This window comes from Acinetobacter sp. ANC 3882, assembly GCF_022549545.1.
In the GTDB taxonomy this organism is placed as follows: Bacteria; Pseudomonadota; Gammaproteobacteria; order Pseudomonadales; family Moraxellaceae; genus Acinetobacter.
Genome location: NZ_JAKZGB010000001.1, coordinates 969896 through 992017, shown reverse-complemented (window position 1 = coordinate 992017; position 22122 = coordinate 969896). Strand labels below are relative to the sequence as shown.

General features: G+C 38.8%; 21 protein-coding genes. 19 read left to right on the top strand and 2 right to left on the bottom strand.

What is annotated here, in order from left to right; genetic code table 11:
- The first annotated feature begins 45 nt into the window (after positions 1-45).
- From MMO42_RS04890 to MMO42_RS04805, 18 genes are all read left to right on the top strand, one after another.
- Positions 46-549 carry a type VI secretion system tube protein Hcp gene (locus MMO42_RS04890; RefSeq protein ID WP_005151564.1) on the top strand — a complete coding sequence of 168 codons (504 nt, stop codon included), beginning with the start codon at positions 46-48 and terminating at the stop codon, positions 547-549.
- Between the two features lie 78 nt (positions 550-627).
- Entirely contained in the window at positions 628-1104 is a 477-nt protein-coding gene (tssE, locus tag MMO42_RS04885) for a type VI secretion system baseplate subunit TssE (protein ID WP_004654759.1), read from the top strand.
- 12 nt (positions 1105-1116) lie between these two features.
- Positions 1117-2925: a type VI secretion system baseplate subunit TssF gene (gene tssF / locus MMO42_RS04880; RefSeq protein ID WP_241319527.1), complete on the top strand. Its 1809-nt coding sequence runs from the start codon at positions 1117-1119 to the stop codon at positions 2923-2925.
- Positions 2889-3884 carry a type VI secretion system baseplate subunit TssG gene (gene tssG / locus MMO42_RS04875; protein ID WP_241319526.1) on the top strand — a complete coding sequence of 332 codons (996 nt, stop codon included), beginning with the start codon at positions 2889-2891 and terminating at the stop codon, positions 3882-3884. The genes tssF and tssG overlap by 37 nt, the downstream gene beginning before the upstream one ends.
- The gene (locus MMO42_RS04870) at positions 3884-5314 is read left to right on the top strand and encodes a hypothetical protein (protein ID WP_241319525.1); all 1431 of its coding nucleotides are present in this window, start codon (positions 3884-3886) and stop codon (positions 5312-5314) included. The genes tssG and MMO42_RS04870 overlap by 1 nt, the downstream gene beginning before the upstream one ends.
- Positions 5315-5342: 28 nt before the next feature.
- Positions 5343-9152, top strand: a complete 3810-nt coding sequence (tssM, locus tag MMO42_RS04865) for a type VI secretion system membrane subunit TssM (RefSeq protein WP_241319524.1) — start codon at positions 5343-5345, stop codon at positions 9150-9152.
- Positions 9153-9189: 37 nt separating this feature from the next.
- The gene (gene tagF, locus MMO42_RS04860) at positions 9190-10149 is read left to right on the top strand and encodes a type VI secretion system-associated protein TagF (RefSeq protein WP_241319523.1); all 960 of its coding nucleotides are present in this window, start codon (positions 9190-9192) and stop codon (positions 10147-10149) included.
- Positions 10146-10919, top strand: coding sequence for an OmpA family protein (locus MMO42_RS04855; RefSeq protein ID WP_241319522.1), 774 nt, complete (start codon positions 10146-10148; stop codon positions 10917-10919). The genes tagF and MMO42_RS04855 overlap by 4 nt, the downstream gene beginning before the upstream one ends.
- 33 nt (positions 10920-10952) lie before the next feature.
- The gene (locus tag MMO42_RS04850) at positions 10953-11216 is read left to right on the top strand and encodes a PAAR domain-containing protein (protein ID WP_241319521.1); all 264 of its coding nucleotides are present in this window, start codon (positions 10953-10955) and stop codon (positions 11214-11216) included.
- Between the two features lie 166 nt (positions 11217-11382).
- Positions 11383-11811 (top strand): hypothetical protein, encoded by a 429-nt coding sequence (locus tag MMO42_RS04845; RefSeq protein ID WP_241319520.1) that lies wholly within the window; start codon positions 11383-11385, stop codon positions 11809-11811.
- Positions 11812-11857: 46 nt separating this feature from the next.
- Positions 11858-12268, top strand: a complete 411-nt coding sequence (locus tag MMO42_RS04840) for an NF045616 family extracytoplasmic (lipo)protein (RefSeq protein WP_241319519.1) — start codon at positions 11858-11860, stop codon at positions 12266-12268.
- Positions 12269-12343: 75 nt separating this feature from the next.
- On the top strand, positions 12344-12757 hold the full coding sequence (locus tag MMO42_RS04835) for an NF045616 family extracytoplasmic (lipo)protein (protein ID WP_241319518.1): 414 nt from the start codon (positions 12344-12346) through the stop codon (positions 12755-12757).
- 120 nt (positions 12758-12877) lie between these two features.
- Complete coding sequence (locus tag MMO42_RS04830) at positions 12878-13309, top strand: hypothetical protein (RefSeq protein WP_241319517.1); 432 nt, start codon at positions 12878-12880, stop codon at positions 13307-13309.
- 396 nt (positions 13310-13705) lie between these two features.
- Positions 13706-15961, top strand: a complete 2256-nt coding sequence (locus tag MMO42_RS04825; RefSeq protein ID WP_241319516.1) for a TonB-dependent hemoglobin/transferrin/lactoferrin family receptor — start codon at positions 13706-13708, stop codon at positions 15959-15961.
- A 69-nt stretch (positions 15962-16030) separates the two neighbouring features.
- On the top strand, positions 16031-16837 hold the full coding sequence (locus MMO42_RS04820; protein WP_241319515.1) for a hypothetical protein: 807 nt from the start codon (positions 16031-16033) through the stop codon (positions 16835-16837).
- Positions 16838-17301: 464 nt separating this feature from the next.
- Positions 17302-18072 carry a molybdate ABC transporter substrate-binding protein gene (gene modA / locus MMO42_RS04815; protein WP_241319514.1) on the top strand — a complete coding sequence of 257 codons (771 nt, stop codon included), beginning with the start codon at positions 17302-17304 and terminating at the stop codon, positions 18070-18072.
- Between the two features lie 7 nt (positions 18073-18079).
- Entirely contained in the window at positions 18080-18772 is a 693-nt protein-coding gene (gene modB, locus MMO42_RS04810) for a molybdate ABC transporter permease subunit (RefSeq protein ID WP_005292665.1), read from the top strand.
- The gene (locus MMO42_RS04805) at positions 18769-19386 is read left to right on the top strand and encodes an ATP-binding cassette domain-containing protein (protein WP_241319513.1); all 618 of its coding nucleotides are present in this window, start codon (positions 18769-18771) and stop codon (positions 19384-19386) included. The genes modB and MMO42_RS04805 overlap by 4 nt, the downstream gene beginning before the upstream one ends.
- Here the strand turns inward: MMO42_RS04805 and MMO42_RS04800 are convergent.
- The gene (locus MMO42_RS04800; protein WP_241319512.1) at positions 19381-19647 is read right to left on the bottom strand and encodes a metal/formaldehyde-sensitive transcriptional repressor; all 267 of its coding nucleotides are present in this window, start codon (positions 19645-19647) and stop codon (positions 19381-19383) included. The two genes, MMO42_RS04805 and MMO42_RS04800, sit on opposite strands and share 6 nt — an antisense overlap.
- 56 nt (positions 19648-19703) lie before the next feature.
- Here MMO42_RS04800 and dmeF point away from each other — a divergent pair, with 56 nt between their 5' ends.
- Positions 19704-20648, top strand: coding sequence for a CDF family Co(II)/Ni(II) efflux transporter DmeF (dmeF, locus tag MMO42_RS04795; protein WP_241319511.1), 945 nt, complete (start codon positions 19704-19706; stop codon positions 20646-20648).
- A gap of 46 nt (positions 20649-20694) precedes the next feature.
- On the opposite strand, the gene chrA is transcribed toward dmeF, so the two are convergent.
- Positions 20695-22038, bottom strand: a complete 1344-nt coding sequence (gene chrA, locus MMO42_RS04790; RefSeq protein WP_241319510.1) for a chromate efflux transporter — start codon at positions 22036-22038, stop codon at positions 20695-20697.
- Between the last annotated feature and the right edge of the window lie 84 nt (positions 22039-22122).

Genomic DNA, 22122 nt, shown 5'->3' with positions numbered 1-22122 from the left:
GATCAGCTAGATAATAACTTTAAATAAAATAGAGGTAAATTTTAAATGAAAGATATATATGTTGAGTTTCGTGGTAAGTACAAGGTAGACGGAGAATCTCGCGATTCTGAACACAAAGGTTGGCTTGAAGTTAACTCTTGGGCTCATAACATTCGTCAACCAAAATCTGCGACTTCAAGTAGCGTTGGTGGCCACACTGCTGAACGTGTTGAACACTCAGACATGATTTTCGTTAAAGATTTGGACGCAACTAGTCCAAAACTTTGGGAAGCTTGTTCTGCGGGTTATACATTTGACGAAGTACAAATCGATTATTACCGTGCAAATGGTGACAAGCGTATCAAGTACTTACAAATCAAATTGAAACACGTACTTGTATCTAGCGTTACACCAACTGTAAATGAAGAAGGTGTACCAACAGAAACATTTGGTTTGAAATACGCTGCTGTTGAGTGGACTTATAACCAACAAGACATTAACGGTACTGCGAAAGGTGCTGTTACTAAGAAATGGTCACTTTCTAATAACACAGCTTCATACGCTGCGTAATTGGTATTGTGATTTTCTAATAGAGGTTAATAGTTGCCTATTAGCCTCTATTTTTTCCAAATTTTTGTTCTTATAAAAATGAATTTAGATCATTTATATCCATACGGATTCAGATCAACATTATTTGATCGTTTAGTACCAGAGCAAGAAGATTATTTAAGAGGGATGTCGATTCAGCAATTACGAGAGTCCGTTGCTCGTGATTTGGAAGACTTGCTGAATAGTCGAATTGCACAGTTTGACCGAGATATGGATGAATTCCCACTGGCAAAAAAATCGATTTTGCAGTTTGGAATCATTGATTTTGTTGGCTTGTCTACCGCTAACCCACTCGATCGGGACAAGATTTGTCAATCGATCGAACAGTCTATTGCAGCGCATGAACCAAGATTGCGGCAGATCAAAGTTGAGATGCTCTTGGACGGTCATAATATGGGATCACTGTGTTTAAGTATTCAGGCTTACTTAAATATTCACCCACTCTATGAACCTGTTTTTTTTGACGCTTTACTCAAACCAACAACACAACAATATGTTATTTCTGCCAGAACTTAGTGTGAGCGAACTGTGATAGAGCAACTTTTACCGTATTATGAAAAACAACTACAAGAATTCGGTCAACAATCTCGAGAGTTTGCGCAGAAATATCCGAAGATTGCGCAACGCCTCTCTTTAAATCAAGAACAAATTGATGACCCACATATTGAACGGTTGATTCAGGCTTTTTCACTGATTGCTGCACGTATCGATAAAAAGTTAGCAGACAGTTATGACCTGTTTACTCACTCTCTATTTGAGGTCATGTTTCCTCAATATCTACGTCATTTCCCAGCCTGCACCGTCGTCAGCTTTGAAGATATCAATAAGCTCAAACAACTCACCGCTGCACATATCATTCCGCAGAAAACGGCCTTGAAATCTCGTAGCTTTAAAGGGGTTCAATGTGAGTTTAATACCAGTAATGAAGTACGCTTGTTACCGATTACATTGACCAATCTTGAATTTCAGACGTCGCCAAGTACACATATGCATTTGAATCAGAATGCGACTTTGAGTCTGAAATTTGAAATTTTTAATGATGCTCAACAATGGCTTTTGGACGAAAAACTGCCGATCTATTTGGATGCGATTTCAAATTTTCCTTTGCAGGTTTTGGACAGTATTTTCCGTAAAGAAACGGGCTTTTCGATTCGCGTCGGACAACGTGTGGTTGAAATTGCCAATCCATTTGCCGTGATGGGGTTTAGTGAGCAGGAAAGTCTATTACCGATTGATCAGCATACTCATCATGCTTACCGCTTGTTGATGGAATACTTTTGTTTTCCTGAAAAATTCAACTATTTGAACTTTGACTTAAGTGTTTTAAAAGGTCTGCTGCAACAGCAGAATAGTTTTGAAGTCTTGATTCACCTCAAACTAAATTTGAATGACCAAGCCATTGTGCGTAATTATTCAGAGCTGAATATTGCCAACTTTAAATTATTTACTACGCCTGCAATCAATCTGTTTGAAAAGCAGGCCGAACCCCAAAAGATTTCACATACGCAACTGCAATATCCATTGGTTACGGATGCGCATCATCCTGAGTTGTATCAAGTTTATTCAATTATTGAAATGAACATGGTACGTGAAAAAACCAATCAGGAACAAACTCATCTTGCTGTTTTACCTTTTTTTGCGATGAGTCATTATCACAATGATAAGGTTCAATTTTTCTATTCTTTAAATTATTTGCCGACACAAACCAAAACCATGCAGATGGGGTATTCAATTGTTTCTAAGCATTTGAAGCCGTATGAAATTAAGTCTGATTTTATAAGTACCAGATTACTTTGTTCAAATGGTGATTTGCCGCATGAGGCATTAAGCCAAAGCAATAATATTCTTAATTTAAATGATAGTAGCCTGGCGAGACGTGCTTTGATTTTAAAACGTCCGACTTCTCCTTATCATTTTGATAAAAACAGCAACGAGCAGTGGCGCATTATTTCTCATCTTTCACTCAATACCTTGGCACTGATGAAAGGTGATGCATTGAGCCATGTAAAGGAACTGTTGGCTTTATATAATTTACCGCACTCTAAAGAAAATATTTTATTGATTGATGCTTTGAAGCAGTTGAATTTTTCAACCACCAACAAGCTGATGAATGCGAAGCCTTTTCCCATGTTTATTCGTGGTGTAAAAGCAGAATTGGCCGTGAATAAGAGTGTATTTAGAGGTCATAGTTTATATATTTTTAGTCAATTATTGAGTCATATTTTTAATCTGAAAGTTCAAATTAACAGTTTTGTTGATGTGGTCGTCAAAGATAGTCTTAACCAACAGGAGATATACCAATGCGTGCAGAACGTTGGTGGCAAGACTCTTCTGTAGTCGATCAAGTCTTTAAAAAATCAGGATCGTTTGAGTTTGTTCAATCGACGCGGTTGTTGCGCCATCATGCAGAAGCAGCACAGCAACAGGATTGGTCTGACGATTTTAAATTTGGCACATCTTTTAGTTTAAGTTTTCCTGCGACAGAGATTGAAGAGCTGAGCTTTCAAGATCAGCGGATTCATTTGACCAATTTAGTGGTCGGCTTAACCGGTACACAAGGTGCACTTCCTTATACCTATACCAATAAATTAAAACAAAGTACGCGTCAGCAACGACTTGAGATTAAAGAGTTTCTAGGCCTATTTAACCATAAGCTTACAGCCAAATATGTCGATGCCAGCTTGACTTATAATCTGGCAGTTCGATATGAAATCGAACAAGATAATCATTATCTAGATATTTTGCATGCGTTAAATGGTTATGTTCGTGCTCAGCATGAACAACATGATTTAGATGAATATTTTGCAGAATTTTCTGGTTTGATGCAGGGTCAGAACAACACTGCACATGCTCTAAAAACGGTTTTGTCTTGTGTGTTCAATGAGCAAGTGCAAATACAAGAATTTGTAAAAGAAAAGTTTAAGCTGGGTGATGAACAAAAGACCAGTTTGGGTGGTAATAATCCGAGTTTGCTTGGGGTGAATACCTTTTGTGGTGATACGGTTCAGCAAATTGATGGAAAAATCGAGATTCAAATTGGACCTTTGTGTCGTGAACAGTATTTAGCATTTTTACCTGATCAGCCCTTAAATAAAAAGTTAAAACATTTAATCCAAACGTGGTGCAGTCCAACGTTATTTATTGATGTGCGTTTAATTTTAGATAAGACCGAAGTTGCGCCAATTCGCTTGGATTCAGGACATGAAATCGGTTTGGGACAGGGGGCATTTTTAATGCCATCGGCACAATTACAACATAACAGCGAGACTCGTTATGCACTTTTAGGAGCAGCATAATGATAAAGAAAATTCTGGCAACGCTGATCAGCTGTTTTATTTTGGTTGGGTTGATTGTGATCTATTATTGGCGAGATATTCAATATCAACCTGAATCTGCTGATCTGATTAATTATTTCCTGATCTTACCTGTTGCAATTACGTTCATTTTGCTTTCACCTTGGTTGATTTATAAAGCGTACAAACATCATCAAGAGAAAAAGCAACAAGCCGAGCTGGCTGCACAAAATCAGGAAGCTGGATCAACTGAAGCTCAACCCATTGCTCAAGACAGTAAATGGTTAAAGTTAAACTTATATGCGGCGAGTGCTTACAGTGCTTTAGGTGAAAATGATTCAATTATTGACGGCATTAAACAGTTTAGCAGTCCACAGTTAGATCGCAATCTGGTGAACTTTCATGGTGTTCCCATTCTTTCTTATCGAATTGAAGACTTAGATCCACAGCTTCAAAGTGAGGATGAGGAGGCGTTGCAGTTTTTACCCGTTCGACAGCAGCGCATCATGGCATTGATTCAACATCAACTGGAACAGCATACCGAACTTTTAGTGTCGATTTCAGATCACTTAAAGCAGTCTAGTTTGTTTTATGAAAGTCAAAACCTGCATGAATATCGGATGCATCCCGCATGGATTGATCCAAGTTTTTCGGGAGAGGATGAGGGTGAAGGTGAAGCGATTCAGGTTGAACAAGTCTATCGATTAGACAAGCTGAACCTACATATTCTGTTATCTGAAGATGTGGTGCATACCTGGAATGATGCAAGTAGTAATGAAGCGATCCAAAGCATTTTTTATGATTTAGGCATCATTCCGCAAAAATTTCATATTGAATATCATTATCTCAGTGCTGCATCGACAGAGCAGCTTTTGGTTGAGTTATTTGAACGGATTCAGAATCAACCACATGAAATTTCACTCATTCTTGCCAGTGATTCAGAAATTGATCAAGACATTATTGATGAAAAATCTTGGGGAGCCAGTGCTTATATTCCTGCTGAATTTATTAGCAGTAGTTGTTTGGCACATCCAGCAGTTCAACTCGCGCAGTTGCAGCCAGAAAAGACATTTAATCTTGTCGTCAATCAAAATAATTTAAAGCAGATATTCCAACAGTTAGAGATTAATGATCTACCACAATATCAAGTGGAAGAACCTTTTGTATTGGTCGTTGAAGATGGTTCAGATATTAAAGTGGTGAAAAAATTAGAGCAGTTCTTTACCCAAAGTCCAGTAGAACCGCACCATTATTTATATTGCAAACCTATTTTTGGACACACCCAAAACGTGGCAAAACTTTTTGGATTGATGTTGGGGGCACATCTTCCTGAGCAACAAGTTGCCTTTGTTTATGGACAAAATTTACAAGCATTTATTCAAGCGTTTCCTGAGGTCGAACCAGATCAGGACAGCGTAGCAATTGCTAATTGATTAACTTTATTAAGAATTCGAGAACTCAATGTATATCATTTTAGGTTATCTTTGGCAGTACATCACGAATCCTAAAGCAATTATTGCTTTGTCTTTATTCGTGGCACTGATTTCTTCATATTCGTCCATTCCACGCCATATTTTTTGGGCATTGGCAGCAACATATGCACTGGGCTTAATTGTCTACGGCATTTATTGGCTCATTCAAAGAAAACGCCACGCGGAACAAGGTGAGGAACTTGCCAATGCAATTGAGCAAGATAGCCAAGCTGAATATGGTCAACACAAAGATAAGGCCGAGTTACAGTTAATCCAGCAGCAGATGAAAGAATCGATTCAACTGATTCGTAAATCTAAATTGGGGGATAAAAAAGGCAATGCAGCCTTATACGAATTGCCGTGGTATATGGTGATTGGTAATCCCGCAGCTGGTAAAAGTTCTGCAATTTATAATTCTGGTTTGAAATTTCCATTTGAAGAAACCCATCAAAAGATGGTTTCAGCAGGTTTAAGCGGTACACGTAACTGTGACTGGTTTTTTTCTACTGAAGGGATTTTACTTGATACCGCAGGTCGTTATTCGGTTTATTCAGAAGATCATACCGAGTGGTTAGGTTTTTTAAATATTTTGAAGAAAAACCGCTCTAAAGCCCCAGTCAATGGTTTGATTCTGATTGTCAGTATTGCTGAGTTAATTAGCCAAAGCCCTGAAAACTCATTGAAATTGGCGAAAAATCTACGTGCCCGTATTCAAGATCTAACTGAAAAACTTGAAGTGGTTGTACCTGTGTATTTGGTCTTTTCGAAAATGGATTTGATTGCAGGCTTTACCGAGTTCTTCGATTGTTATGAATCACAAGAATATAATCAGGCATGGGGTGCAACACTGCCTTATGAGCAAAACTCTTCTCAAAACGCAGTAGAGTTATTCGATAAACATTACAGCTTGCTTTATGACGGCTTAAAGAGTGTGAGTACCACGCATTTGAGTCGTCGCCATTCGCAGAATATTTCTCCGAGTGTAATGACATTCCCATTGGAATTTAAAACATTAAAACCAGCCTTAAAAAGCTTTATTGGTACATTGTTTGAAGACAATCCATATCAGTTCCAACCTGTTTTCCGTGGTTTTTATTTTACCAGTGCATTGCAGGAAGGCGTGATTGAAAGCCCAATGACGGAAAATATTGCCCAAGAATTCCAGCTTCAGCAAATTCAAGGCAATGGACCAGATGGGACTGCGCAATCGCTTGCACCGAATCATGGTTATTTCTTGCAAGGTCTATTCTCTAATGTGATTTTGCGAGATAAGGATCTGGTCAAACAACACATCAACCCTGCGAAAAAGCGTCAGCGATATATCGCATTTATTGCTGCTTTGGTGGGGGTTTCTTTGGTATTGGGTGTCTGGGTCTGGTCATATCGTAACAATCAGCAATTAATTGCAGATGTTCAGGCTGACTTAGATAAAGTGGTGCACTTGGAGAAAACTTCAGGCCAACAATTATCGACCCAACTTGAAGCATTGTTGATTTTACAAGAACGTTTACAACAGCTGGATGAGTTTGATGACAATCGTCCGCTTAAATTCAGCTTTGGTCTCTATCAAGGTAATCAATTACGTGAAAGCTTAAAAGCTGAGTATCTCAAAGGGATTAAGCAAATCGTTTTGACCCCGACACAACAGAATATTGCGCAATATTTGCAACGTGTGAAAAACAATGAAGCGACCTTGAAAGCCAATCATGTCAATGTCGAAATCAAGCAAGTCGCGAAGACACAACAATATTTAGAACCTTCAGACAGCAATCCACAAGATGCCTATAACGCATTAAAAGCCTATTTAATGATGAGTAATCCTGAATATATGGATACCAGTCATTTAAGTGATCAGGTTTCACGTTTCTGGCGCTCTTGGTTGGATGCCAATCGCGGACAAATGCCTCGTGGTGAAATGATTCAGGATGCGGAAAAGATCCTGTCTTATGCCATGACTTTGGCGAATCAAGAGGGTTTCCCTGTATTAGAAACCGACGCACAAGTGGTTGATCAGACCCGCCAAGTTTTATTGTCTGTGATTCGTGGTATGCCTGCGCGCGATCGTGTTTATAACGAAATCAAAATGCGTGCTGCCGTACGTTTTCCAGCGGTAACGGTAGGACAGATCGTGGGTGAACAAAACCGTGCCATTGTGTTAGGCAGCTATGCTTTACCGGGTGTGTTTACCCAAAAAGCATGGGATGAGTATGTTGAAAAAGCGATTGATGAAGCTGCGAATAAACCAACAGACAGTAAAGATTGGGTATTAAACAGTCGCCAATCAGATGATTTAACTTTCTCGGGTAGCCCAGAGCAAATTCGTAAGCAACTGGTGGCATTGTATAAACAAGAATATGTCATGGAATGGAAAAAATTCCTGAACGGTATTTATTATGCCAAAAATGATCAATTCGCTCAGCAAGTCAAGACGATTGATCTTTTAGGCGAGCCACAAAATTCACCAATTCGTACGTTATTACAACGCATTGCGATTGAGACCAACTGGGATAACCCAATTGTACAAGCTGAACTGGCTGTGCCAGAAAAAGGCTTTGTGGCATGGTTCAAACGTAAAGTCTTGAATAATTCAGATGATAAAGCTGCAGCTCAGGCGGTGAATAAAGCACAAGGTGCAATTTCACAAGAATATCAAATGTTCTATCAGTTGGTACGTAAGCGTGATGATTTACAAGATAAATCATTATTTGATGAGTACATGAACAATCTTGCGCAAGTGCGTAGTAAGTTTAATGATCTGAAAACAGCAGGCGAGATTGGTCCAAGTGCAATGGCCTTGGTCAAACAAACCATCAATGATCAAACGTCTGTATTCAATCTTACCCAGAAATATGTGGATGAGAAGATGATGGTCGGACTGAAAGATACCGATCAGCAGTTGCTACAAAAATTGTTGATGACGCCACTGACACAATCATTTTCAAGCTTAATTTTACCGACTCAAGATGAATTGAATAAATTGTGGAGCATTCAAGCCTATCAACCATTCAAGACCAATTTAAGTCAGAAATATCCATTTAATTCGAGTGTGACTTTACAGGCGACCAGTAATGAAATTGGTCAGATCTTTGGTGAAACAGGTAGCATTGCACGCTTTGTGAAAGAAGCCTTGGATCCATTTGTGATTCGTCGTGGTTATGTCCTGACTTCGAAAACATGGAAAGACTTAGGTATTAGCTTGAACCCTCAGTTTGTGATGGCATTCCAGCAATATGTCGCGCCAATCAATGGTATGGCGACAGGAAGTTTAGATCAGCCTGCGGCAGCACCCGTATCGAATCAATCGAACTTCCAGTTCTATCCATTACCGAATCCACAATACCTGTCGTACACCATTGATATTGATGGTCAACGTATGGTGTTTGAAAATGGTATTCAACAATGGGTGAACTTCGTTTGGCCGAACCAAGGGGCTATTCCAGGTGCACGTATTACTGCAGTTGATTTGGAAGGTAAAACCCATACCATTTTCGAAGAACCTGGTGAATATGGTATTAACCGTTTGATCGATGCGGCACAGCGTAAAGAGCAAAATGGTAGCTTTGAAATGACTTGGACCAGTAAAACTGAGCCATCGTTAACCTTAAAAGTGAATTTCCGACTGATTAGTGGCAATAGCTCAGGCAGTATTGGCTCGAGCCGTGGTTATGCGGGCTTACAGTTGGTGGATAAAGTTGTTACAGAAAAGGCGGTACGCGTGGTTTCTGCACAAGCAACGCCAGCAGGTGCTGCACCACAAGCACAACCAGCTGCGCCTGCACAGGCCGGGGTAGCGCCGTAATGTTAAGGATAATCACGGAACAGCAGGAGGTGCTTGGATGCAACAAGTAAAAACGACACCTTTGTATTATGGGAAGTCACCCGCGCGAGGAGACTTTCTAAAATCCAAAGGACAATATGCGTTGATTCAGGTGCTTGATCAGTGGATTACTGAGGCACTGGAACATGCCATGCGCGCGCCTGATTTTAAGCAACGTTATGAGTCTTTACCTGCATTGGATTTCTTTATTGCCAATCCAGCCGAGTCGATGTTTTTGGCTGCCAATCTAATTGCCAGTCAAGACAGCTCAGGCCGAGCATTTCCGATGGTCTTAAGTCAATTGCTTGAAGTGGAACAGCCGTATCAAAATCTATTGTTGGCACCGTTTTACTATAAGTCGGTATTGGTTGATCTGTTCCAGAGAAATCGGGTGCTTCGTAGTATTCGTGATACCAATATCATGCTGGAAAAACTCAATAACCTACCTAATTCAGTACAGATATTCACGGCAACAGAATGTAATGGTTTCTATGAAAATCATACGATGCATTCTTTTGCACAATTGATGAAAATCAATGTCTATGAATTGGCACAGAGCATGATTGGGCTTGGATTGTTATTACAACCCATCTTAAAAAATGGCACCAGCCGTTTAAATAAAGTGTTGATTCTACCCATCAATAATCACATGTATTGTTATGAAATCGCGGCTTTCTGGGTCGGTATGATCGGGCGATTCTTAGGGATTAACAATACTGAGATTCTGATTGGTATTTTACATCGCGATGAGCCAATTCTATTCATCGGTTTTCAAGGTGCCGATATCATGGCACTCAGCGATATTTTTACTCAAAACATGCAGAGTGAGCATTGGGTGTCATTGATCCAAGCACAATGGATTGATGCTTATCTTGAGCAAAATGCAGGTCTTGCCACATTAGAACAATCACTTTGTCAGCGTCAGTTGAGCCTTAATCAGGGTTTAAAGCTGTTCAGACAAACTTTTTTAGATGAATGAATATGAGAAATAATCCGAAATCTATCTGGGCAAGTTTACTGTTTGGCTTATGTGTTTTAGGTCAAACTCATCTTGCCAGCGCAGCACCAATCGTGGTGGAAGGTGTTGTTCCAAATGATGCGAGTAAGCAAGCAATCTTGGCCAAGATGCAGTCTGTCTATGGTGCAGATCAAGTGGTCGATAAAATTCAGGTTCGTCCAGTTTCAGCTCCGAATGGCTGGAGTGATTCTGTGACTCGTGTCATTACCCCAGATCTGAAAAAGATTTCACAAGGTCAGTTAAAGGTGAGAGGGACTCAGGTTGATTTAACTGGAAAAATGACAGATCCAAGTCAAATTCAACCGACTACAACCAGTTTTCAATCCTTAGTGCAGCAGCCTTATCGCTTTAACGCACAGCTGTCGGTAAATCAGGCTGAGCAAAAGATCATTGATGATGCACTAAAAAATCGAATTATTGAGTTTGAATCAGGTAGTGCCATTCTGACTGCGGCAGGACAACAGATTCTGGATGAAATGGCTGTGGCTTTAAATAAGGTTGGCGGTAAGAAAGTCAAAATTATTGGCCATACCGATAGCTCTGGTGATGCCAATAAGAATACGGTGTTAAGTCAGCAACGTGCCGCAGCTGTACAAAATTACTTAGTCAGTAAAAGTATTGCGGCTGATCGCTTAAGTACCGAAGGCAAAGGTTCAAGCCAGCCTGTTGCAGATAATACAACGGCAGATGGACGTAAGAAAAATCGTCGAATTGAGTTTGAAGTGCTTTAATCATTTAGGCACTTTTTGCGGAGGGATTGGATTATGGCAACACCTTATATTGTGATTGGTTGTCCTACAACTGGCGGTGGGCAGGTGATTACTGGAAACAGTAGCTTTCTAATAGAAGGCATCCCGATTGCCTGTGTGGGCGATAAGGCAACTTGCCCTAAGCATAAAACGGTTGCCACCATTATTGCTGGTGATCCGAATATGCAGGTGATGGGGAAAGCCGCGGCAAGAGTCAATGATGCATTGTCTTGTGGTTGTAAGCTGTTACCGAAGCAGAATTTGGTTGTAAGGGGATAATCAATTTTAAAGCCCTCTGATGAATCATAGGGCTTTATTTTTGCTATATCTTAACTGAGGAATATAGCTTGTGATGGTCGAATAATGGGCTAAGGTATTTATTGAGTATCTCTTCATTGGTAGATCGCTAGATGCTTCACATTTCATTTTGGAAAAGCTTTTTGTTGTGTTGAAACTCATTTCGATAAGCTTATTACTCACTTTTTTGTCAGCTTGTAAAGAAAAGAAGGTGGTAGATTTTAACTACGAGTTCTCTGGGAGTAAGCTTTGTGCTCTAAAAACTAGTGATATGATCGCAGCTAATGATTTTGGGTTATTAGATAGTTCATTTAAGTACAAAGAAAATGTTTTTGACGAAAAATTATCAATTGATATACATCAACAAAGTTTAAAAAATTTATATAATAAACAGACTAACTATATTTTTTGTTTTGATCCTTTAAAAGCGAAATATAACGGTTTGGAAACACAAATTAGATTAGAGATTAAAAAAGGTAAATATTTAAGACAGTATGAATTTATAAACTATTCATGTCTGTCGGGAAATAACTCTAAGTTGAATGTATCAAAAAATGAAATTGTTAAATGTAATTAAAGTGAAGAGAGTTCTGATAGATGTTAATTTTTTTTAGATTTTAAAGATGAGTAAGTATAATTTATTTGTTCTTGCTATTATTTTTTGTGCATACTTAACTGGATGTAATCCTCAAAGTAAGGATCTTGAGGTGAAAATAAAATATGATCATCTATGTGTATTTACGGACAATCCTAAAACACGTTATGGGTTTGATAATAGTATTATAATTTCTACGGGTAAAATAGATCATACAAGAGAATTTAAATGTAACTATGAGCAGCTTTACAAGAATGGGTTACTTCCTGTAGATGAACAAAGTTGTATCAAGATACCTATAAATATTTTTGAGAAAAATGTTGTATACGAAATAACTCTAGAAATAAATAAAATCTATCATAGAAGTATTTGTGTAGTTGATAGTAAGAAGAATTTAGTTATTAAATATATTGATCCTGGGAAATCCAAATGTGATTAACTAATGATCTGTGAACAAAAGTCTGAATCCAATCCTAGAATAGGTAAAATTGATCCAATGAAATAGGGGTGAAAAATGAAAACTGATATGTTATTTATTTTTTTAACAGTTAGTTTTTGTCTGTTTTTAATTGGATGTAAACCTAAAATTAAGAATCTTGAAGTGAAAATTAACTACGATCACTTATGTGTATTTACTAATAATTCTAAAACCTATTATGGCCTTGATAATACATTCCTTATTTATTTAGGAAAGATAGATTACACTAAAGAGTTTAAAAGTACATATGAGAAACTATATACTAATGTTCCTCTCCCTATAGACGAAAAAAATTGTGTCTCAATCCCTTTAAAAGAAATTGAAAAGAATGTTGCTTACGAAATTATTTTAGATACAAATAAAAGTTTTCATGCAAGTATTTGTGTCATAAATAAAAGTAATGAGCTAGAAGTTAGATATATTGAGCCAGGGAAATCAACTTGTGGTTAACTAATAATCTATCCCAATCAAAATTCTCCTTTTGATCACTAAACTGGTGAAATTGATCTAATGAAATATTTGTGAGGCTGAGATAAGTGAAAAAATTATTGATTAAGGCATTACATTGCTATGTACAAGAAAATTACGGTAGTTCTATTACTTACTTTTTTGTCAGCTTGCAAAGAAAAGAAGGTGGTAGATTTTAACTACGAGTTCTCTGGGAGTAAGCTTTGTGCTCTAAAAACAAGTGATATGAACGCTGCTCACGAGTTTGGACAATTAGATAGTTCATTTAAATATAAGCACGATCTTTTTGATGAAAAGTTATCTATTGATATCTATGAACAAAGTTTAAAAAATTTATCGAATAAACAGACTAAATATATTTTCTGTTTTGACCCCTTAAAAACAAAATATCGTCACTTAGAGACGCAAATTAGATTAGAGATTAAACACGGGAAATATCTTAGACAATATGAATTTATAAATCATTCATGTCTATCCGCCTATGATTCAAAATTAAACTTATCCAAGTCTAAAATGATGCAAATATGTGGTTAAGCTGGGGCATCTCTACAACGCATAATTGAGCTTTATTTTCTAATATGAATGCAAACTTGTATGAGTAGGAGTGAAGACAGTACTTCTAATAGTTTTCCATCCATTCAGTATAAAAACTGGCAGACTTAGCAAATTGCAAGCTGTTTTAGTTCCACAAACACTCTCTAAATTTAGAGCAATTCCTTGGTTTCTTTTTCACTTTTGAGGTCTTTTTTAGCCTGATGAACTGGCCGAGCGAATAAAATTATTGTAAATAAAAATGTAATTGATTATGATTCGCATTTATTAAATCTGTGTATATTTGTAATTGATGCTATTCATGGCTGTTTAGTGTTGGTGAATCCATAAAAATACTCATTTTTAATGATTATCAATATCATTTGAAAAGGCTCCCGTATGAATCGTAATCCTGTTGAGCTATACAGCCCAATGAAGTCCGATATGACTGTTTTAAAACCACGTTATTTGTCTGTATGTTTGGTTGCACTTATGGGTGCAGGGGTGAGTTCGGGGAGCTTTGCAGAAGAGAGTAAACAGGAAAAAGTATATACCTCATTATCAACAATTACGGTATATGCTGAACATGAAAATGAGTCACCCGTCTCTCGTACCAGCATTAATCGCGAAAATATGGATAAAACTGGCGTAACCGATATGGCCAGTATTGTGAAATATTTACCACTGGTCAACGCGCCATTTTCGGTTGCAGGTAGTGGAACGTTTTTTGATGGAACGGGCACAAGTAGCTATAACATTCGTGGTATTGATGCAAACCGAATTGGTTTAGATGTCGATGGGGTCGATCTTGCTGATGCAACAGTCAGTACTTATATTCCACCGAAAAGTATGGGCAAGCGTGGAGCAGGCCGAGATTATATTGAACCTGAAATGTTCAGTACAGTTGATATTGTTTCAGGTACAACAGATGTTTCAACCGACGGTATTGGTGGTCGAGTTTCTTTTAAAAACAAATCACCAGAAGATTACTTAGTCGATGGGAAGACCGTTGCAGGTACACTGAAAACGGGTTATAGCTCTGCTGATCAGGCTTGGTTAGGATCTGTTACAGGCGCAATTGGAAATGATGATCTAAAAGCATTGGTTGCTTATGCACATCGTGATGGCCAAGAGACAAAACCCAATTCTAAAACTGCTGCTTTTCCCGCAGATTGGAGCTCTGACGCGGTTTTAACCCGTATCTTGTGGGCGTTATCAGATCAGCATCAATTGAATTTCACTGCGGATTATTATAAGAAAAAGTCGGATACCAAGGATATTGCAGCCAATCTATTTAGCAATTATAAAAGTGATGCGAAGCAGCATCAGGACATTGACCGTACACAATTCAGTATCCAACATATCTATAAGCCAAACGATTTCTTACTTTTTGATAAGTTGAATAGTAAAATCTGGTATCAAGAATCCAATAACGATACTGATACTTCATTTATGAACAGTGCGACAGTGGCACGTGACTTTTCAACAACCTATAAAGAGAAAAATGTAGGCATAAAAATTGATGCAAGCAAAGCAATCAAAAATCATACCCTCAAATATGGTCTGACTGCAGACCAGAAAGAATTCTCCAGTACCAAAGTCGATCTGCGTAATGGGGCACCACTTACGACGATCTACCAAGGTGCTTATTTATTAGACTCTGAATTGAAACGCTATTCAGCATTTGTGTCTGATGATATTCGTTTAGATGTTTTTGGGCGAAACCTAACTTTAACCCCATCGGTACGTTTAGAACGTCAAGAATTTAGACCAGACATTACCACTTATAATGATGTGCAGGCCAAAGACTTTAATTATGTCTCTCCAAGTTTTTCAGCAAGCTATCAGTTTAGTCCGGCTAACTACAGCTATTTAAAATATTCAAAAGGGAATCGTATTCCTTCACCAACGGAAATGGGCGGGATTTATCAAACTACGCCAGGTAATCCAAGTTATATTGTGATTGGTAATTCCAACCTGAAAAAAGAAAGCAGTGATGCATTCGAGATTGGATTGAGAAATACTTCGATTGATGGAATCAAGTTTGATATCACAGGGTTTTATACACAATATAAAGATTTTATCGATTACTACAATTACGGTACAACACCGCAATATCCATATGGTTATTACCGAGCTGAAAACTTAGCAGATGCACAAATCTGGGGTGGAGAATTATCTACTCGCATCGATTTAGGCCAGTTTATTCCAAATTCAGATGGCTTTAGCCTTGCATTGGTTGCAGGAAAAACCAAAGGAACAGCAAAAAATAAAAATGGTGCGAAGAGTGGCGTCAATTCAGTTCAACCAGAAAAAGGCAGCTTAACCTTTGCCTATGATGATCCTAATAAAGTATTTGGCTTAGGTATGACCGCAACTGCTGTAGGTGACAGAGTCGCAACACAAGATGTGAGTTCTTATCAAGAAAATACGCAATACCAACGTGTGGCAGGTTATACCGTATTTGATTTATCCGCTTATTGGAATGTCACTAAGTTTGCCAAACTCAATGTTGCTTTTAATAACATCTTTGACAAAACCTATTGGGACTATGCAGCTGTAGGAACAATTAACGGTACCAATCAGGCTAGCTTAATTGATCGTGCGGCTGAACCAGGTCGTAATGTTGTCGCAAGTATCGAATTTAAATATTAATTTTATTTTAGTAGCAAGATAGAAAAAAGGTTTTCGATCTAGCAAATGTTTACATTTAAGGAAATGAACATGAAAAAATTGGCTTTAATGATTGCAGGTTTAACTGCAATGGCGACTTCTGTGACCTCTGCTGCGGAAACGGTTGATCAGTCAAGTGCGTATCAGCAAGCTTATGCATTGTATGTGCTTTATCATCCAAATAATAAAGAGCAGAGCAGTGCGGCTTTATTAAAGCAGTATACTCAAGACTATGCGGCATTATTCAAAAACAATAAAAAAGTCAATCAACAGCAGTTTGTACAATATGAGCAAACACGCTTAGAGCCATTATTAAAACAGCGCCGTGACATGTCAGAGAAGCAGGCACATGTACGCTATGGCATTTTGGACAGTAATAAAGATCAGAAGCTCACTTTAAAAGAGTTTCAGGAAACAGGCTTAAAAACATTTAATGAATTCGATAAAAATCAGGATGGTCTAATTAACGGGGAAGATGCAAAACTATCTGAGAATAGTACCGCAACCCATGATGGCTTCCGTGTCAAACTTCCAATATCGATGCCAATGCCAAGTAATATCAATGAGTTCATCACACAATATGGCCAAGGAAAGGCATATGTGACACTTGGTGATTATTTGACTGCGCGAGATAAACAATTCTTTGAAACCGATGCCAATGGCGATCATATTGTGACTGAAAAAGAATATGTTGATGAGTTTATGGGGCGCTTTGATCGTAATATTGCATCTGGCAAAATTAAGATGCAGGAAATGGCTGCACAGCAATTCCAAGCGATCAGCGAAGGTAAATCTACGATCCAAAGCAGCGATCTTCAAAAGTTTGTAAAGAAGATTGATCAAGCCATTAGTCAATAAATCTTGATTTAAATTTTGAGTGCCAGCAAAGAAAACAGTCTTTTGAGGTGGCACATCTTTTGCTAAAACAAAAATAAGATCGCTTTACTAGCTATCGTTGAGTAATAGACAAAGGCGTCTATTCAGCATCATTTAATTGGTGTTTGAGTAGGCGCTTTTTTATTTTGGGAAACCTGATACGGTCAATCGCTATATTTTCGATAAATAACGATTGATGAAGAGCATATTTGATCTAGATGATGTGGTGTATAGCTCATTCTAAAAACGTATGAAGTGATGCACTGAATTGGTGTGAAAATGATTTTTTGCACTAAATGTTATTCATCAATGATCAAATGATGCTCATTGAATACATGTAAACAGGTGATTTATTAAAGATGACAAGACTGGCGTATTGTTATTTTTAGTGTATCTTTATTAAGCGATATATTTTTAAAAACATATCGAAATTTGAGGACAGAATAATGTCAATAATGATGAAAAAAACCTATCAATGCTGTGCAGTTTTAGCAGCCAGTTTATGTATTCATACGCATGTATTTGCGGGGGATGCCATTACGGTTTATGCCGCTGCCAGCTTAACCAATGCAGTGAATGAACTCGATACACTCTATGAACAGAAAAATAAAACTGAGGTCAAAACCTCGTATGCAGGTTCTTCTACCTTAGCCAAACAAATAGAAGCGGGTGCACCCGCTGACGTGTTTATGTCGGCAGATGTGCAATGGATGGATTATCTACAAAATAAACAGTTGGTTACGCCAACGGATCGCATTAATTTATTAGGCAATCGTTTAGTCGTAATTACACCTAAGGATCGTCCAATTCAATTAAAAATGGATAAAAACTTTGATCCAGCCAAGGCGATTCAAGGCAAGCTGTGTACTGGGGATACTAAGAGTGTGCCTGTCGGAAAATATGCAAAACAGGCTTTAACCTCACTGGGTTGGTGGGACAAAGTTGAATCAAAACTGGTTGAAACTGAAGATGTCCGCGCCGCATTAAACTTTGTCGCCCGTGGTGAATGTCAGGTTGGGATTGTCTATGCGACAGATGCCGCAATCAGTAAAGATGTGGTCGTAGCGGGTGTCTTCCCTGAAAACACTCATCCACCGATTATTTACCCTGTTGGCCTCACCAAGAAAAATGCCGATTCAATCAAGTTCTATAAATTTCTACAAAGTGGGCAGGCAAAAACCGTGTTTAAAAAATATGGTTTTACTGTGTTGCAGTAACTGAACGATGATCCTAAGTCCTGAAGAAATCGAAGTTCTCAAGCTGTCATGCAAAGTGGCAGCAACCTGTTTGGCGTTTAGCTTAATTCCAGCGACGTTGGTCGCTTGGGTTTTGGCTCGAAAAGAGTTTTGGGGAAAATCACTGTTTGAGACTTTGGTATTTTTACCGTTGGTCTTGCCGCCTGTTGTTCCAGGGTATTTATTACTCCAACTGTTTGGTAATCGTGGGTTATTGGGTCAGTATCTTGCGCCGCTTGGTTTAGAGTTTGCCTTTAATTGGAAAGGGGCAGTATTGGCATCAGCTGTGATGGGATTCCCTTTGTTAGTACAATCGATTCGACTGGCCATTGAGTTGGTCGATCAACGTTTGGAAATGGCTGCGAAGACTTTGGGTGCTTCCTCCTTTGGGGCGTTTATGCAAGTGACTCTACCACTCGCCAGTAGTGGGATTTTGGTGGGTGGGATTTTATGTTTTTGCCGAAGTTTAGGGGAGTTCGGCGCAACCATTACTTTCGTGGGTAATATTGCCAGTGAAACACGAACCTTACCTTTGGCAATGTATAGCTTGATGCAGCAACCTGATACCGAAGCAGCGGTGTGGCGATTGATTATCCTATCCTTGTCTGTGGCTTTCTTTGCACTATGGTTTGCGCAGTGGTTCAATCGTTATCAAAAAAACAAGCGTGGGTATTCAGCATGATTGATTGTCATATACAGTTGCAACAAGGGCAATTTTGTCTGGATCAACGCTTTCAATCGGATCAGCCTTTGATTGGTTTATTTGGTGCGTCTGGCTCTGGAAAAACCACGATTTTACATAGCATAGCAGGTTTAATTCGACCACAAGCCGGCTGGATTAAAATCCAAAATCAGACTTGGTTTAATCAGGCAGAGAATATTTATCTCAGTACACAACAGCGTCGAGTAGGCTTGGTCTTTCAGGATGCACAGCTGTTCCCACATAAAAATGTTAAACAGAATTTACTGTTTGGTTTTAAGCATATTGCACCAGAACAACGTCAATTTGAGCCTGACTATATCATTGAGCTGCTCAAATTGGGACATTTGATTGAACGTATGCCGATTAAGCTGTCAGGGGGAGAAAAACAACGGGTGGCTTTGGGACGTGCCTTGTTGTACTCACCACAATTACTGCTTTTAGATGAACCACTTTCTGCGCTGGACACGGCACATAAAGCAGAGATTATTCCTTTTTTCCAACGTATTAAGCAGGAGATCAAGATTCCAATGCTGTATGTGAGTCATGATCATTCAGAGATAGAACAACTGAGTGACGCCATTTGGTATTTATAAATAGCGTTGTAATAAGGTGAAAAACTTTTCTACTTCTTCCTCATCCACATGTTCAGCACCTTTTAATACATGTTCTTTTAAGTGTTGTTCGATCAATTGGTTCATTAAACCATTCACTGCTCCTTTGACTGCGGCAACCTGCTGTAGAACTTCTATACAAGAACTTTCAGGATTCGAAAGTGATTTTTCGACAGCGGTGACTTGTCCTTGAATCCGTTTAACGCGATTTAAAATTTTCTTATCTTGATGAAGGTGAGACATACTTTTTTTCCTAAAAAAATATATACTAGGGGGAGTATATTAAAAGACTGAAATAAATGCAGCATAGTAACCTAGAACGACGTCATTCTCATCAGTTTGATCAAGGAAATCCCTTAGCTCAAAAAAGAATTTTAATTGCCACTATCTTGACTGCTGTGATGATGGTCTTGGAAATTCTAGGCGGCTGGTTTTTTAATTCGATGGCTTTGCTCGCCGATGGTTGGCATATGAGTTCGCATATGTTGGCATTGGGACTTGCGTATTTTGCCTATCGCATGGCGCGACATTATGCCCAAGATCAACGCTTTAGTTTCGGCACGTGGAAAATTGAAATCTTGGCAGGCTATAGCAGCGCGATTTTATTGATGGTCGTAGCACTGCTGATGGGGATTCAGTCACTCGAGCGTTTATTTAACCCTGTCACCATTCATTTTAATGAAGCGATTCCAATTGCGATTATTGGCCTTATTGTAAATCTGATTTGTGCATGGTTGTTACATGATGGAGGACATGATCATCTCCATCACTCGCATAGTCATCATCATGATGAGACACATCATCACGGCCACGATCATCACCATGATTTGAATCAAAAAGCAGCATTTTTACATGTGGTTGCTGATGCAGTTACGTCAGTTCTGGCAATTATTGCCTTATTTGCAGCCAAGTATTTTGGCTGGAATTTCCTAGATGCATTGCTTGGAATCGTCGGCGCATTACTGGTTGCGAAATGGTCTTGGGGACTGATGCAGCAAACAGGGAAAACTTTATTGGATGCGGAAATGGGGCATCCTGTGGTTGAAGAAATACGTGAGGTGATTGCCCAGTTTTCACAAGTTGAAATTACCGATCTACACGTATGGAAGGTAGGGAAAGGCAAGTTCTCTTGTATTTTAGGATTGGAAACCACAATGACTGATCTTAATCCTGATCAGGTTAAAGCTGAATTGGCGATTCATGAGGAAATTGTGCATGCCTCAGTGGAAATTCATCATATTTAATATAGAACTTCATCGAGTATCATTTTGATCTACTCGATGAGCCCGATTAAGCACCGATATATAAGATGAGGCCACAAAAGGCTGAAGCAAAAATCACATACAATACGTTGAGCTGAAATTTGAATAAGGCAATCAGCGCACCTACTGTAATCAAGGCTGCTTCGTAATTAAAAGCATGATCAAAACCCTTTGGCCACAACACATGATAACTAAAGAACAAGGCCAGATTTAAAATAACGCCAACCACTGCCGCAGTAATCGCAGTGAGTGGTGCAGTAAATTTCAGTTCATTATGTGTGGACTCAATCATTGGTGCGCCCGCTAAAATAAATACAAAGGAAAATAAAAAGGTAAACCAAGTGACAATCACCGCACCAATTGCACCTGCTAAAAATAGCTGATCAGCGCCTAATAATGTATGGTTATAAGCTCCCAAAAAGCCCACGAAAGCAACCACCATAATCAGTGGGCCTGGGGTACTTTCACCAAGTGCCAAGCCATCAATCATTTGGGTAGGGCTGAGCCAAGCATAATGATTGACTGCACCTTGGTAGACATAAGGCAGAACAGCATAAGCACCACCAAAGGTCAGTAAGGCAGCTTTGGTAAAGAACCATGCCATTTGCGTATAGCTATGTTGCCAACCGAGGCTTAGGGTTAAAAGCGTGATTGGAATCAACCAGAGCAAGGCTGCAATGACCAGGATTTTAATCAGGTTTGTCCAACGAAAAATTGCATGGGCAGGCGTAGGCGTATCATCATTAATCAATGCCGTGCCATAATTTTTTTGATTATTTTGATGCGCAGCTTGATGGGCAAATAAATCTGGTTTTTTCTTGCTCAGTAAATATCCTGTAAGCGCGGCAGCAAATACGATCAAAGGGAAAGGAACATTAAAAACAAAGATAGCAATAAAGGCTGCTGCTGCAATTAACCAAAGAAATGAATTTTTGAGCGTTCGGCTACCTATACGATAGGTTGCATGGAATACAATGGCTGTGACCGCTGGTTTGATCCCATAAAACAGTCCTGCAATGATGGGGACGTCTCCAAATTTCACGTAAATCCATGACAGCGCAATTAAGATAAATAAAGAGGGAAGCACAAATAGAATCCCTGCAATCAAACCACCCTTGGTTCGATGCATGAGCCAGCCAATATAAGTCGCGAGTTGTTGTGCTTCGGGACCTGGAAGTAGCATGCAGTAATTCAGTGCATGCAAGAATCTTTTCTCAGAAATCCAGCGTTTTTGTTCCACCAGTTCCTGATGCATCACTGCAATTTGACCGGCAGGGCCACCAAAGCTAATAAATCCTAATTTCAACCAGAACAGAAAAGCTTGCCAAAATGGAACTGATTGAATTGGGGGCGTTATATCAGATTGTGGCATGATGGTTCCAAAGTGTTTTATTTTTATCGTTGTATCATAGGGGATGATTACAATTGAGCTTAGCTAATTTAGTGGCTTAATAAT

Bases quoted from the DNA above. Each gene is read 5' to 3' on its own strand.
- MMO42_RS04890 (WP_005151564.1), top strand. From the start codon at position 46: ATGAAAGATATATATGTTGAGTTTCGTGGTAAGTACAAGGTAGACGGA.
- tssE (WP_004654759.1), top strand. From the start codon at position 628: ATGAATTTAGATCATTTATATCCATACGGATTCAGATCAACATTATTT.
- tssG (WP_241319526.1), top strand. From the start codon at position 2,889: ATGCGTGCAGAACGTTGGTGGCAAGACTCTTCTGTAGTCGATCAAGTC.
- MMO42_RS04870 (WP_241319525.1), top strand. From the start codon at position 3,884: ATGATAAAGAAAATTCTGGCAACGCTGATCAGCTGTTTTATTTTGGTT.
- tssM (WP_241319524.1), top strand. From the start codon at position 5,343: ATGTATATCATTTTAGGTTATCTTTGGCAGTACATCACGAATCCTAAA.
- tagF (WP_241319523.1), top strand. From the start codon at position 9,190: ATGCAACAAGTAAAAACGACACCTTTGTATTATGGGAAGTCACCCGCG.
- MMO42_RS04855 (WP_241319522.1), top strand. From the start codon at position 10,146: ATGAATATGAGAAATAATCCGAAATCTATCTGGGCAAGTTTACTGTTT.
- MMO42_RS04850 (WP_241319521.1), top strand. From the start codon at position 10,953: ATGGCAACACCTTATATTGTGATTGGTTGTCCTACAACTGGCGGTGGG.
- MMO42_RS04840 (WP_241319519.1), top strand. From the start codon at position 11,858: ATGAGTAAGTATAATTTATTTGTTCTTGCTATTATTTTTTGTGCATAC.
- MMO42_RS04835 (WP_241319518.1), top strand. From the start codon at position 12,344: ATGAAAACTGATATGTTATTTATTTTTTTAACAGTTAGTTTTTGTCTG.
- MMO42_RS04830 (WP_241319517.1), top strand. From the start codon at position 12,878: ATGTACAAGAAAATTACGGTAGTTCTATTACTTACTTTTTTGTCAGCT.
- MMO42_RS04825 (WP_241319516.1), top strand. From the start codon at position 13,706: ATGAATCGTAATCCTGTTGAGCTATACAGCCCAATGAAGTCCGATATG.
- MMO42_RS04820 (WP_241319515.1), top strand. From the start codon at position 16,031: ATGAAAAAATTGGCTTTAATGATTGCAGGTTTAACTGCAATGGCGACT.
- modA (WP_241319514.1), top strand. From the start codon at position 17,302: ATGTCAATAATGATGAAAAAAACCTATCAATGCTGTGCAGTTTTAGCA.
- modB (WP_005292665.1), top strand. From the start codon at position 18,080: ATGATCCTAAGTCCTGAAGAAATCGAAGTTCTCAAGCTGTCATGCAAA.
- MMO42_RS04805 (WP_241319513.1), top strand. From the start codon at position 18,769: ATGATTGATTGTCATATACAGTTGCAACAAGGGCAATTTTGTCTGGAT.
- MMO42_RS04800 (WP_241319512.1), bottom strand. From the start codon at position 19,647: ATGTCTCACCTTCATCAAGATAAGAAAATTTTAAATCGCGTTAAACGG.
- dmeF (WP_241319511.1), top strand. From the start codon at position 19,704: ATGCAGCATAGTAACCTAGAACGACGTCATTCTCATCAGTTTGATCAA.
- chrA (WP_241319510.1), bottom strand. From the start codon at position 22,038: ATGCCACAATCTGATATAACGCCCCCAATTCAATCAGTTCCATTTTGG.